At 46.9% G+C, this 13,625-nt stretch carries 15 protein-coding genes; 1 reads left to right on the top strand and 14 read right to left on the bottom strand.

The features are described from left to right. Positions 1 to 14: 14 nt before the first annotated feature. From KD145_RS09780 to KD145_RS09715, 14 genes are all read right to left on the bottom strand, one after another. Positions 15 to 3,422, bottom strand: a complete 3,408-nt coding sequence (locus KD145_RS09780) for a hypothetical protein (RefSeq protein WP_212005708.1) — start codon at positions 3,420 to 3,422, stop codon at positions 15 to 17. A 96-nt stretch (positions 3,423 to 3,518) separates the two neighbouring features. Next, positions 3,519 to 4,262, bottom strand: coding sequence for a hypothetical protein (locus KD145_RS09775; RefSeq protein ID WP_212005707.1), 744 nt, complete (start codon positions 4,260 to 4,262; stop codon positions 3,519 to 3,521). Between the two features lie 51 nt (positions 4,263 to 4,313). Then, positions 4,314 to 4,994, bottom strand: a complete 681-nt coding sequence (locus KD145_RS09770; protein ID WP_212005706.1) for a hypothetical protein — start codon at positions 4,992 to 4,994, stop codon at positions 4,314 to 4,316. Positions 4,995 to 5,284: 290 nt separating this feature from the next. After that, the gene (locus KD145_RS09765) at positions 5,285 to 5,701 is read right to left on the bottom strand and encodes an SRPBCC domain-containing protein (protein ID WP_212005705.1); all 417 of its coding nucleotides are present in this window, start codon (positions 5,699 to 5,701) and stop codon (positions 5,285 to 5,287) included. A gap of 152 nt (positions 5,702 to 5,853) precedes the next feature. Further along, on the bottom strand, positions 5,854 to 6,672 hold the full coding sequence (locus tag KD145_RS09760; protein WP_212005704.1) for an alpha/beta hydrolase fold domain-containing protein: 819 nt from the start codon (positions 6,670 to 6,672) through the stop codon (positions 5,854 to 5,856). 71 nt (positions 6,673 to 6,743) lie between these two features. After that, a complete protein-coding gene (locus KD145_RS09755) occupies positions 6,744 to 7,208 on the bottom strand; it encodes a hypothetical protein (protein ID WP_212005703.1) in 465 nt (154 codons plus the stop codon). 26 nt (positions 7,209 to 7,234) lie between these two features. Then, positions 7,235 to 7,981, bottom strand: a complete 747-nt coding sequence (locus KD145_RS09750; protein ID WP_212005702.1) for an SDR family NAD(P)-dependent oxidoreductase — start codon at positions 7,979 to 7,981, stop codon at positions 7,235 to 7,237. Positions 7,982 to 8,065: 84 nt separating this feature from the next. Continuing rightward, positions 8,066 to 8,350 carry a transcriptional regulator gene (locus tag KD145_RS09745; protein ID WP_212005701.1) on the bottom strand — a complete coding sequence of 95 codons (285 nt, stop codon included), beginning with the start codon at positions 8,348 to 8,350 and terminating at the stop codon, positions 8,066 to 8,068. A 10-nt stretch (positions 8,351 to 8,360) separates the two neighbouring features. Further along, positions 8,361 to 8,933, bottom strand: a complete 573-nt coding sequence (locus KD145_RS09740) for a hypothetical protein (protein WP_212005700.1) — start codon at positions 8,931 to 8,933, stop codon at positions 8,361 to 8,363. 69 nt (positions 8,934 to 9,002) lie between these two features. Further along, a complete protein-coding gene (locus KD145_RS09735) occupies positions 9,003 to 10,316 on the bottom strand; it encodes a sensor histidine kinase KdpD (RefSeq protein ID WP_212005699.1) in 1,314 nt (437 codons plus the stop codon). A 4-nt stretch (positions 10,317 to 10,320) separates the two neighbouring features. Continuing rightward, positions 10,321 to 10,992 carry a response regulator transcription factor gene (locus tag KD145_RS09730; protein ID WP_212005698.1) on the bottom strand — a complete coding sequence of 224 codons (672 nt, stop codon included), beginning with the start codon at positions 10,990 to 10,992 and terminating at the stop codon, positions 10,321 to 10,323. A gap of 1 nt (position 10,993) precedes the next feature. Beyond that, positions 10,994 to 11,851 carry a hypothetical protein gene (locus tag KD145_RS09725; RefSeq protein WP_212005697.1) on the bottom strand — a complete coding sequence of 286 codons (858 nt, stop codon included), beginning with the start codon at positions 11,849 to 11,851 and terminating at the stop codon, positions 10,994 to 10,996. A 19-nt stretch (positions 11,852 to 11,870) separates the two neighbouring features. Further along, positions 11,871 to 12,197 (bottom strand): hypothetical protein, encoded by a 327-nt coding sequence (locus KD145_RS09720; RefSeq protein ID WP_212005696.1) that lies wholly within the window; start codon positions 12,195 to 12,197, stop codon positions 11,871 to 11,873. 73 nt (positions 12,198 to 12,270) lie between these two features. Then, a complete protein-coding gene (locus KD145_RS09715; RefSeq protein ID WP_212005695.1) occupies positions 12,271 to 12,906 on the bottom strand; it encodes a hypothetical protein in 636 nt (211 codons plus the stop codon). A 123-nt stretch (positions 12,907 to 13,029) separates the two neighbouring features. On the opposite strand from KD145_RS09715, the gene KD145_RS09710 reads away from it, so the two are divergent. Continuing rightward, on the top strand, positions 13,030 to 13,623 hold the full coding sequence (locus KD145_RS09710) for a Crp/Fnr family transcriptional regulator (protein WP_212005694.1): 594 nt from the start codon (positions 13,030 to 13,032) through the stop codon (positions 13,621 to 13,623). Positions 13,624 to 13,625: the final 2 nt, after the last annotated feature.

Below are 13,625 nucleotides of genomic sequence, written 5' to 3'. Positions count from 1 at the left end.
ATTCCGTATTATATTCAGGCTTTGGCGTACATGGCGTACCAGCCCAGTCCTGAAGCCTTTCCGCCGGCGTCGGGGTTGCCGAAAAGATAAAACAGCGTATTGCCGTTGGGGGGTATCTTGAGTAATCCGAGGAAACGTAAGGCGATATCTGTAAATAATAAAAGGAAGGACTCTTTGTCTATGATATACAATAACCGGATTTGCCCGATCGATAGTTTCATCACATTCTGCAAACTGATCATCCTGGCTCCGCTTTCTGTACCTGGCAAAGAAATGCCAATAGCAGTATTGAATCCTGTATCGATTACACTGTCGGGGGACCAGGCTACCAGCAGCCAGGAGCTGAGATTGATCTTCCCTGCCAGCTCACCGGGACTGCCCATGTTCAGTTTCATCCGGAGCCCCCACCAGGGTTTACCCGATACGCCGTTCATACGCAGGTCCGGTAGTACTTCCAGATAACCGCTTTCCTTGGGTGTGGCCTGGTCTGTGCCGGCTACCAGCGAGTCCAGGTCCAGCAACAGATTGTTATATAAACTGTTCCTTCTGGCTGTGCTCAAAGAAAGGTCGAAGGCTATTTCCGAAGCATTAAACACCAGCGTGCTGATAGCAGGATTGGCGGCTGCAAAAGTCATCAGCAGGCCAAGGTTGGAGAAGTTAAGTCCTTTGCGCAGCAGGTCTTGTTCCGGTAAATTTCCAAAGGAGAAAATATCAAAAGGAGCACCCGTGTCCGGATCTTTGAGCGGATAATAATCAATGAAACCAGCTATCGAAAACCAGCAGGTGGTGATGGCATCGTTCCTGCCGGAGCGGGTAGACAGGGTGACGTTGTTGACTTCTATTTTTGAGATGATATTACTGTCGAGGTAGAATGCATCATCACTGCGGCTGCTGAGGATATACAGCGGCACGCCGTTGGTTATCTGCATGGTGCCGGTGAGTAATACATTCTTGTATATGTTTTCGGGGTCGCGCATTCGTTGTACCGGCGAACCGAAAATTTTATTGAGTGTCAGCTGGGCATTGCTTTCGAAGCTTTTTACCGTTGTATTCTCAAACAACACTTTTAAAGATAACAGCCGGTAATTATAGTCCTCGTTGCTGGAAGGGGCAATGGTCTTTACCGGTTGCACATCCCGGAAGTCGGAATCTACATAATAGATCAGGCCGAATATGGAAGAAGGTTTATCTACTTGAGGACCGTCAGCGCCTTTGCGGACCGGGCTGATATCTATTCCCAGGTGGTGTACGTTGAAACCGGCAGGGTATACAATCCCGGCCAGCATCCCGTTTAGGTTGACGGGTACATGGGTTACGTCCACACGGAGAAACAGCACACCTGTCCAGCTGTCAGATTGTGCGATATCATTGAACCGTTTGAAATAAGGGTTGCCGGTATTGGCAGCTGCCTTTTGGAAATAAGTCTGCAGCCATTGGGAGAGGATGGTCAATTCCGCTTCGTCATCGTTGCCGGAGATGGTGGAAGGGATGGCGAAATCCCTGGCCTGTGTCCATTTCAGGGGATTGGCCACCAGGCTGTTCTCCTGATTTTTTGCATCATATAATTTGCCTTTACGGCCTTTGATGATGATCACGTTACGGTAGTCGTTGTACCGCTGATTCACACCGGTATTGATCTTCATGCCCCAGTCGTTGATGCTCATATCATTCTGGAAATTGCCGGTGTAGCGGTTGTTGGCAATAACGAGCATCACTTCACTGGATTGAAAGGCCGTTACCAGCTGATCTGCCGGGTTTTTGAAAGAGAGCGTGTATTTAATACCGTTATCTATGTTCCAGCCCAGCAGGATCTCGTCCCATTTGGGAGAGCCTCCGCCAGGAATGGGTCTTATATCGACAATTATACCATCAGGTGTAGTGTCTTTTTCTGTGTCATTGCCGGGATTGGCTGGTGGTGCGGTACAGCCGGCAATGATCTTTCTTCTCATCGGGGCTACAATTGTTTTTTCAATATCGTTGACGGTGGCTGCCGGCATGGTACTACCCGACTGGATCATGCCGGCGTAGGGAAACATGGGAAAGAACGCTTTTTCACACGACATAAATTGAAATCCTGGTGCCGTGTGTCCCAACAGATCGTTGAACTTTGGCTCTATCAGCGCATCGATTCCATAGAACGCTGCACCATCTGGTTGGGAAACGTACATCAGTTTGTTGCCAGAGTTGTTGATGAGCGTGGCCCATGAAGTACGGAAACGTGTATTCAGCGGTGATTGATTGAAATCTGTCGGAGCTGCCACCGGAGAGGAAGAAGGGATCGGGAATACAGGTGCATATGCGGGTTTGCGGGATAAAAAGCGCAGTACATCTCCTTTTTGACTGGTTGTTTGCGGTGTAAAGTTGAAAAATTCTGTGCCGGACATACCACAAAGCAGACAGTAGTTGGAAGCGATTTGCGTGGCGGGTATTGTGATGATGAAATCGCCCTCGGGGCAGAGATGGAATTCATCAAAAGCATTAGCGTTACGGTCACTCAGACTGAATACCAATCTCGCATTGTATGCAGCATTGGCAGGCGTACCAGGTATTAATACCAGGCTTTGCCCGAATACGGTAGTAAAGTAGCTGGTTAAGGCAACATCCTGCTCCAGGAAGTTCTTACCGGTGAAATCAAAAAATGTTCTTCGCGTGGGATAGGCTGTGGCGATGCTGCAATCCTCCGTGTTACAGGGATCAAATACTTCATTCCAGGTATCGGTGGCGTCCAGGGAGATATTAAACCCGATGTATTCGGTAGGTCCTATATTGGGGTTGGCGAAAGGTATCCATTCGGAGCGGGTATTTGTGACCCCTTCTGATGGTATCAGCAACTGGAATCCCCATTGCAGGTTATTGAGCAGGGAGGTACGTTCAATAAAACCGGTAAACTGTACACAGCCACGGTAGCTTCCTATACAGGGTATGGCAGCATTCACTACCTTCTGCATCTGTGGGGAGCTTGGCCCGTCGAAGGCCAGCCGGCCGCTATCCAATAGCAGGTTGTTGCCATCATCATCCGGCTTGATATTAACACCGCTGCTGATTACAAAATTAAGGGAAGGGGTAAGAACGAGATTGACGGAAGTATCGAAGGATGCGGCGTCGCCGTTTGCCGTAAACCGGCCGTTATACACCACATCTACCAGTTGCATATCCGGTACCCAGAGAAACTGCCGTGTAGTGCCCACGATATTAAATATCTTCTCCAGGAATTTGTCAGCATCATCTTTGTTTTTGAGATCAGGTCCTTTGGCGCCTATTACAAAGGAACCGGCCCAGCTGTTATTGGTGAGTGCCTCGCTGAGGCTGATCACATCTTTATCTGGTGGGGTGTCTGGTGTGACAAAGGCCATGAAGCCTCTGTCGTTTGCTGCGTCAATGGCAACAAACAGTTTATCCGTCAGCGTTTTCCTGAAGTCCATCAGTTTAAAAAATTGATATGTAGGGGCTGTACAATGTACAGCCCCGGATTAGTTTTCATCAGGGGAATTTCCTGTCTGAGAGGATGTTCAGCGTGCTCAGGAGGGCGCTGTAAAGGTAAAGGTGCAGGCCATCGCGGTGAGGACATTGGGTCTGCCGCCTCCTGCCCATCCGCTCATAAACAAACCGATGGTGTAAGTAGCTCCACGGCCGATGGTGATGCCGTTGATATAGGCACTGCCTCTGGCTTTGTCTACCTGAATGTTGTTACTATAATCCGGTTGACGGGTGTAGGATGCCTGTGAAGCTTCCCATACACCGATCCAGGCGCCATTTGTTTTAGGAAATACACCCGGAGGCAGAATGAAATCAGCGGTCAGCGAGTTGCCACCAATATAACCCACCTTTACGGAAGAAGAGAAGGGAGGTATTGGATCTCCGCCAATTTCCGGTACAAACGCTGTAGCACAAACGTTACCGAATTTCTGCTGGCCGGAACCCAGTTCGGGGCCTACTGAATAACCCAATACATAACTGAATTTGTCGAGGTTGAGACCATCGAAGATAGCATCCCCGTTGGGGGTGTCTTTGTCTATTTTTTTGGTCTTGTAGGCAGGGCTGTCCCAGGGAATGGTTTCATCGGCGTTTTGCCAGATGGAGACAGTGTTTCCGTAGGTAGAAGGTTTGTTGCCCGGGAGTGTGTCAAAGTAAATAGAAACGAAGTTTTGTCCCACCTGACCTATGCCCAGGGTGATCCCTTTACCAGAGACGTCCAGAACACGAACAGAGTCTTTGGCCAGCTGGGCCTTTTTTTGCTCTAGGGTTTCCTGTGTGAGTTCCATGATGATGATAGTTTAGTTGTGAGAAATAAGATACTCCTGTTTATTACCAGTTTACGCTGTTTTGAAATAAAGCATGGCGGCAGCATTGCTAATACACAGCGGCCAATTGGGAGGTCCTAAAGGGCCCATGAAATAGATTAGTGTATAGGCGGCGCCTGTTTCAATCCTTACATTTTTGATTTCGATAGAACCCTGACTGGCATTGCTGCTGATGATTGTTTGCCCTAGCGGAGGAGGAGCATTAAATGGAGACGCAAAGCCTTCCCATAGCCCTACCCAATTCTGATACAGCCCTGGCAAATAACCGGGCAATGTGATATAATTCAGTATGATTGATTTTTTATCTACACTCACTATCGATATGGTAACAGTTAAGGGCACTATTTCCATATAGTTCACAGATAGGATCTGGGCACAAGTGCAAATGTCCGTTATCATAGGACCCACGCCATATCCCAGTGTATAATTGATCGGCTTTACCGTCACGTCGTGTATTACAAAATCACCTTCTTCATAGTTATGGGGTACAGGTACACGCTTTGCCGGTTCTACATTCCAGGGTATCGTTGCGGAGGGCCACAACGAAACATAGTTTTTGTATGATTCAGGCTGGTTCCCGGGTAAGCCCTTGTACTTGACAGCAATGGTGTCAGTTGTAACGTTCTTTACTTCCAGAGAGCAAGTATAGAGCTCAACAGTAGTGGCTATTATATTACTTGCCTGATCTGACATCTTTTTGAAGTGAAAAATGGGGCCATGCTGGTTATCTGAGGTCGTTGCAATAAACTATTGGTGACAGCTATTCTGAAGGCCTGGTAACTAAAACCATGAGCCTGTATACGAAAAGAGGTTATCGGATACAGGCTCCTTTTATGAAGTTAATACATTATTCAAATAAAAAAACGGAGTTTGGAAAAAAATATTATTCACATGGCCGGGTTGTAGGTGGAGTTTCCTACTGTTGTATTGCAGAGGTGTGTTGAGTCTGTTTTTTTTGTATTGTGTTAGGATTCCGTACAGAATTATAATTGTTCTACGTATCTTTTAAAAGTGTTTAATACGCCTGCACAGAATTTTTGTTGTGCTTCTACTGGCATGTTGGCATCCGGCTCAAAGAGCTCTGTGATTTTTATGCCATTATCAGCGGTTTCAAACAAGTCAGTTGTTTTTCTGCTATCAGTAGTGGTATAGCTTAGTTTCTCGTACCGGATTACTTCATTGTAGACTCCTTCAAAGTTGAAGCCCTCGCTGCCATCTTTTGCCTTCATCACAAAAAGGAATTTGCCACCAGGACGAACATCGTTCTCTGCATGTGGTGTGTGCCAGTCATCAGATGGATTGTTCCAGTTTTTGATGTGTCCGGGATCTGTCCAGCAGGCCCATACTGTTTCGATCGGTGCTTGTACCAGTGTTGTTGCGGAAATTAAATGTGTGTTCATATATTAAAGATATATGTATAAAAATACATGTTTCAACTTAAAAATCCAGGGTAGGATACGACAGAAAAAGGGGTTTTAACGACAACCCTATAAAAAGACCTGAACCTCTCCTGTCAGAGAGAGGCTCAGGTAAGCATGGCGGAAGGAAAGGATCATTTTTCAATGAATGTTTTAATGTTTTCCAGCGCGTTGATAGCTGCAGCAGAATGGATATCCGTGAGCATCCACACATGTGTCTGATCTTCGAATACCATCAGGTTTGTTTGTGGCTGTATGGTTGACATTTTTTGATAAAAGTGAAGGCTATCATCAAACAGTACTTCCTGGGTTCCCACCATGATCAGTACAGGTGGGAGTTGTGTAAACGTCAGCTGGCTGGGATCTGCTTCCCGGATACGATCTTGTCCGTAATAACCAGCATATATTTTCATTTCCTCCTGTGTCAGGATGGGATCTTTCCTTGTATGATAGGATTCGTTTTCACAACTGAGGTCCAACCATGCTGAGATCAGCACGATGCCGGAAGGAATTTTCACATGGCTGTTGTAGATATCGTGAAGGCTGGATATCAGAATACCGCCACCGGCGCTGTCTCCTATAAGGAACAGGTTTACATCAGGGTGGGTGGCAGCAATAGCAGTATATACGCTGGTGACGTCATTCCTGCCTTGCGGAAAGGGATGTTCAGGTGCCAGTGCATATTCTGCAAACAGGATTTTCCGTTTTAACGAAGCGGCGAAATGGGTGATCATGGCTTTGTGCGACTGAAGGGAGCCCAGTGCATAAGACCCGCCATGAAGGTATAGGATAATATCCCGGCTGTCGATGGTTGGTGGCGTAAACCAGTAACAGGGAACGTTATCAATTAATTCATTTGTTATGGTGACTGTTTCATTCGGAGGATAACTATTACCCAGCTGGTCGAAAAATTTTCTGGTCTCCTGTATTTGAGGAACGAGTGATGTATCCATGTTTTGATTGATAGTTTGGGATATTCCGTGTAAGATAGAAATTTTCAAAAGTAAGCCCGTAATGATGCTGGTCATGATTTATACAGCGCTTTTAATGCCATGATTAATGTTAACAGGGAGATGAGCTGCAGCAGGTTTCTGGAGGTGGTCCATATCAGCCATGTTTTACTTCTTTTCAACAGGTCGGGAGTGGCGGGTGTATCGGCGGGCATCTTGGCAAAAGCGAGTATCTCCCTGACAAAATAGGTGGCGGTAGGTATCACTACCAGCAGAAAAGAGACGAGGGTAAAGAGCAGGTAAAATCGTACTGCCGGTAATGTCCAGTTGGTGATCAGGGTGGTGATGAATGATAATAAAAACAAGATCTGAAGTGGTATCCAGAACTTCGACGAGCTTTTGGTTTGTTGGGTGATCAGCCCGAAGGAGCGGGGCGGATTTTCAAACCATTTGGGCATCCGGAACAGTCTTTCGTAACTGCCGGCGATGAAGATCAGTGTAGCCAGGATGGTGGCTGTCCATAGTGCAATGGTATTCATAAAACTATTGTTGATGGTGAAGGAGATTATCCGGCAGTGATGCCACCGTCGATGGCCAGTGCGGCACCGGTAATAAATGCGGAGGCATCAGAGGCAAGAAAAGTAATCATTGGAATGATGTCTTCCATCGTTGCTATTTTTCCGGTAGGCATGGCGGCGGCTATTTTTTCAAACATGCCTGGCTGCGATACCCGCTGCAGCCACTGTTCGGTTTGAATAGCGCCGACTACCAGCGCGTTGATCCGTAGCTGGTTTCTGGCCTGTTCCAGTGCGGCTGCTTTGGTGAGGCCGATGATGCCATGTTTGGCAGCAACGTAGGCCGCTATACCCTGACCAACGCCTTTTACACCTGCTGTGCTGGCGGTATTGATAATACTGCCGCCGGTCTGTTTCATGGCTAGTATCTCATATTTCAGTGCGTGGAAGGTGCCTGTCAGGTGCAGGTTGACGGTATCAGTAAACTGTTCACTGCTCATCTGCTCGAGGGGGCCTGTGTAGAGGTTGGCGCCTGCATTGTTAAAGGCTACGTCTATCCGGCCATAGAGGCGGACAGTTTCTGATACCAGATGTTCCACCTGCTGTTCTAAGGTCACATCTGCCTGTATAAAGGTGGCTTCCTGTTTTTCTGCCCTGATGGCGGCTTCCAGCTCTCTGCCTTGTTCGGCACGTCTGCCGCAGAAAACGACCCTGGCTTGCTGCGCCGCGAAAGCTTTTGCTGTAGCGGCGCCCAGTCCTGATGTGCCTCCGGTGATTAATACTACTTTGTCTTTCATTATTTAATTATTAATGTAGTTTGTATTGCAAACTAAAAAGGTAAAAAACAACTGCAGCTGTTTCCCGGATGAAAATACATCCTGTTACAGGTGCAGGTATTTTTTGATGTCTTCCACGTATTTTTCGAAGGCTTTTCTCCCCTTGGGGGTTAGTTTGCAAATGGTATGCGGATAATTGCCCTTGAATGTTTTGATCACTTCTATATATTCTGCCTCACTCAGTTTCTTTATCTGATGGCTCAGGTTTCCCTGTGTTGTTTTTGTCACCTCCATCAGATGGCCAAAATCTGCCTGTTTTAACTTCACCAGCACAGATACAATGGCCAGCCGCACAGGAGTGTTTAAAACAGGATCTAACTCATTATACATCAGTTCCTGATTATGCGTTTGAATGTTTAAGTAAATAGCCGGGAACAAGGTAACCGGTAAGTACCGCTATTCCCTGAAGCAGTGGCTGGTATTGACCAGGTGTAAATACACAGGCTGCTGAGAAAGCAAAAAACAATATCCCTCCAATCACCAGTGGCCTGAAACGCAATACCAATCCGGATACCAGCGTACCCACGCCTCCTATCAGCAGGGTGTAGGTAAAAGGAGGATACTGTTGTTTCAGATTGATCAGTACACTCAGTATAAAGCCGATGCCCAGTACCAGCCAGAGGTTTTTCAGATAAAAACCCAGGTAGGTTTGGGAAACCTGTTGTCCTGATCTGTAATTAACAAGGGAGATAATAATGCCTATTGTCACAAATATCGGAAACGGGAGAAAGAATAATTTAAAAGCCGTAAAGGACTGCAAAACAAAAAAAAGCAGGCTGGCAGCGGCGATCAGCCATCCCCATAAAAGAAACAGAAAACTATGTCCTTTAATATTCTCCTTCGTTTGCGCAATCGCCTCCGTAATAATTTTTAACCCCTGTAAGGGTTCCAGGTTATGTTCCATTGTTTCCATCAGAATGCGGACATTTATGACAAATGTAAATGTAGTTTGTAATACAAACCAAATTATTTTATGAATGGTTCATGATAGCGGGAAATGCAGTATAAAGATGCTTCCTCTATCTATGCCTGCTTCCACGCTAATATGAATGTTGTGATACCGGGCAATGGTATGGGCAATAGATAATCCAAGTCCATAGCCTTCGGTATTGCCCCGTTGTATTTTCCGGAAGCGGCGGAAGATGGTGTTGATCTCCTGTGGATTTATGCCGATACCGGTATCAGCAATGATCAGGCGATAGGTGCCGGACTGTAATTCATCCTGTACAGTAATACTGCCGTTGGGCCGGTTATATTTGATGGCATTATGCAACAGGTTATACACCAGTTGGAAGATAAGGTCGTGATTAAGTCCGTGTAGTATCAGATCGGGGGTGATACGGGCAGCATAACGCAATTGTTTTTCTTCCAGCCGATGTTCCAGTTCTTCCATCACTTCTGCTACCAGTATATGGGGTGATATATCATCATTTTTGGGGAACTGATCATTTTCAATACGGGATATGAGCAGCAGGGAATGAACTATTTTTTTCAGGCGATTTAAAGTCTTCATCATGCCCATGATTTTTTTCTGCAGCTCGTCATCGTTTTCTTTTTCGACCAGAAGGTTTTCCATTTTGGTCTGGAGTATGCTGACAGGTGTCATCAGTTCATGAGAGGCGTTGGAAGTAAATTCCCGCTCTTTTTCAAAGGCGTCATTAATTCTGGCCATCAGTTCTACCAGGGAATCGTCCAGGTATCTGAAGTCGGCGGTAGTGGTTTGGATGGGAGGGGCATGCTCTTTAAAGGGAAACCGTCTGTTGATTAAACGGGTTTGTATAATTACCCCCAGTGGTTTCAGCAACAGTCTGGTGAAAACAAGGTCAATGAGGATGGTGATGATGATGAGGCCTCCCAGTACATATAGTGCCACGCGTTGTAATGGACGGTTATACTGGCTGATGGTAGCTGTTTTTTTACCCACTTCCAGCATAAAGTTACGGTTGTTGGCCTGCAGGATATGACTCAGTACTCGATAGGTAAGTGTATCTCCTTCCACTACTCTCTGCAGTGTGGCAATGGTGTCGGGCATATGGGAAGCACCGGCAGGTTCCAGGGATATATATTCCTCTTTGAGCATGGTATAGCTGCCGTAGGTATCTTCTCCCTGCAGATAAGCTTCGATGCCATTCTGGTGGATGACCTGCAATACTTTTTTCTTCTGCTCCCGGAGATAAAAATCATTGTATTTATAAGCGATGTCTTCTACCAGTAACGGCAACAGCAGTACAAACAGAACTGCTACCGCCATTTTAGACAGTGTAATAAAAAGTGTCAGTTTGGTAAAGAGTTTCACGCTTTCAGATCTTTATTTTATAACCAACATGTCGTATCGTCTGCAACCAGTCTACAGCACTGTGAGTGGATAATTTTCTCCGGATGTTTTTGATATGTACGTCGATATAATTTGAATCGTATTCATCATCTGCAAAATCGCCCCAGATGTGGGTGCTGAGCTGCAGGCGGGTGAGTGGCCTGTTTTTATGCAGGAGCATATAGCTTAGCAGGTCAAACTCCTTTCTGGACAGTGCTATTTCTGTTTTTTCGAAGTAGATGTTTCTTTTCTGCAGATCCACCTGAAAATCTCCGAGCGGAACGAGCACATCCTGCAGTCCGAATTTTCTTCTGGCGATTGCCTGCATTCTGGATTGCAGTTCCAGCAGGGAAAATGGTTTGGGCAGGTAGTCATCTGCGCCCAGGTCCAGGCCTTTGATCCGGTCTTCCAGCTGGCCGCGGGCTGTTAAGATGATGTAAGCAGCTTCCGGACATAGTTTCCGGGCTTTCTGCAGCAGCTGCAGGCCCTCCATGTCGGGTAGTCCCAGGTCCAGCAATACGAAGTCATACTCGTTGCCTTCGAGCTTTTCGAGTGCCTGGCCGGCTGTTGTTACCTGGTCGCAACGGTATGCCTTTTTCAGGAAGGCGTCCATCTCTGCGGCCATGGACTTTTCATCTTCTATGATCAGTACTTTCATGCTAAAACTGATAATAAAAACTGCAATTCACAAAAGAGTGTGTTTCACTGGGGCCTGTCAGTGCTTTGTTGCTGAGGCAGGACAGCTGATATTCTACTTCTATCATATAATGTGAGCGGTTATAGGCCAGTGGTACACGAAGGGTGTAGGATAACAGGTCGAAGCGGGTAGCCTCTTCTGTTATAGTCTGGCTGTTGACTGGTACTCCTGGCAGCAGCGGAAGTGGAAGTCCCAGTTTACTGAGTTGCAGGTACCGTTCCTTTACATATGTCTGATAAAAGTGTTGGGTACCGGCTACCACTTCAATGGCAGGGGTAAGGGTGATGATGTCTTTATTTTTGGAGAGGCTGCCCAGCCGGATGAGTTTTTCATTGCTCAGGGTCAGGAACAGGTCCTGCTGTTTCCCAAAAGCATAATCGCCACGTATGCCGGTGGTCATCCAGTATTTGTATTTCAGGGAGGCGATGGCATTGTCCGGGTTGGCTGCCTGCAGGAAGGAGGAGCTGGAAGGGTAAAAGGTATGGCTATACGCCAGGTCAGCAGTCATTTTTTTACTGAAAGGAATGGACATACCTATGCTGGCGCTGGTAGCAGAAACAAAGGAGGCCGAATCGTTCAGCAGCCGGTAGGCGGTACTGCTTATATAGAGGCCAAACGGAAACTGGAGTGTGCCGCTGGCTGCTAAATAAGGCATAGCTGTGGCCGCTGTCTGACCATAATAGCTGGCGTTATTGGAATATAAAGCCCCCAGGGTGAAAGTAGTTGAAGGCTTTTCTGTTTTTTGTGCAGTATCTGTTTGTGCCTGCACAGATTGATAACATAGCCCTGCCAGGAGGGCCACTATTAGTGCATATCTCATATTTATCTTTTTGATAGCCTCAGATCAGCTTTCGTATGATAATTTTTGGTTTGATAATCCTGATTGGTTGGACAGGCAATGGAGAAGGTATTGCCATCGGTTTTACGCCGCGCCTTGATTTAGGCACCTCTTTTATTTCCGGTAATTTTACTTCCGGAACCGACGGGTTTACTGGTTTTTCAACAGGTTTGTCTGCCGGGCTATGAGCCGGTGGCACACTGTCTGCTGGCATGATGATATGGTCAACGGACATCTCTTCTCTGTTGGTAGCATATCCACGTCCGAAGCCTTTTTGTGGCTGCAGTAATGCCATGGCAGACATTAACAGGAACGTAGATATCAGCATTTTAACCATATGAACGGATGAGAACAGAATTTTGCCGTTGTATGCCGGCAAAATTCTGTTTTTTCTTTGGAAATTACAATATGCCCAGGCCAATACCACTGGTCAACCGGGTATTTACCCGTACTGGTGCTGTCCTTATTTTTGCTGCTTGCTGGCCATTGACATTGATACCTGTATTGACCATATTACTGCCTGCTTTAACCGCCTGCTGGCCCGCTACTTCCACATCGCTGGCCGTATGGATAATATTATTAGCATGGCTGATCACTGTACCAGTGGCCGTCTGTACCTGGCCTGCTGCTGTTCTTACCATTGTCTGGCCGGCAACCTGTAGCTGTCCGGTAGTATTTTGCGCGGTGATAACACCTGCCTGTCCGGCGGTCTGCAACTGTCCGGAAGCCTGCTGTCCTGCAACAATACCTTGCTGTCCGCTGGTTTGTACTTGTCCGGAAGTTTGTTGCCCGGCGGCGGCACCAGCCGATACAGCTTTGTCAGCATTGATAGTGGTATTCCCACTGTGAGTGGCAGTTACAGATCCATTCCCCTGTGGCGTAGTGGTGGTCGCACTGGTATTGGTGCTGGTGGCAGCATTGGCTGTTCCCTGCTGACTTTTTATAGTCGCACTGCTACTGCTTTGGATGTTGGCCTGTTGGGCAAATGCTGCTCCTGAAAAGAGCAGCGTGGCAATCATACATGCATTTAACTTCATAAAAACGGTTTTTCAGGTGGTTGAATAATTGTTCGGAACAAAACTACCTGCCGAAGATGAAGCGAGAATGAAATTTTCAGGATGAGAAGATAATTTTTTGAAAGCCTGTCCTAAAACAATGTTATGCTTATCCCTTATCTTGAACCCATGAAATACCAGGAAGCAGAAATTGTGCAATTGCTCACCACGGCCTTTCAGGACGAAACTGTGCATAATGCCTATTATGAAGCGGCTCAGGAGAAGGCGTTTAAAAAAGGAGACCTGTTGCTGGAACAGGGACAGATATGCCGTTACAGTTATGAAATCCTGTCTGGCTCAGTGAGGGGATATTACCTGAAAGACGGACGGGAAGTGACTACTGCCTTTTGTTTTGCGGGAGACCCGGTTTTGTCGCTGGAAAGCGCTACCCGGCAGACACCCAGCCCGGAAACGTTTGAAGTGCTGGAAGATGCTGTGATAGAAGTGGTGTCTATAGAGAAACTGTTGCAGCTGCGCCGACGTTTTCCGGTGTTTGAAAAAGTATGGACACTGAGTATGGAAGCTTACGCCATCTGGCTGGAAGAGAGATTGGCCAGCCTGCAGTTTGCTACAGCTAAAGAGCGGTATGATCAGCTGGTGGACAGATATCCGGAGATCGTCCGTAAGGCGCAGCTGAAACACATCGCTTCCTACCTGGGTATTACGCTGGAAACACTCAGCCGGATCAGGGCCCGCTGATT

This window comes from Chitinophaga sp. HK235 (assembly GCF_018255755.1).
Taxonomy (GTDB): Bacteria; Bacteroidota; Bacteroidia; order Chitinophagales; family Chitinophagaceae; genus Chitinophaga.
This window is presented reverse-complemented; position numbering and strand designations above follow the sequence as displayed.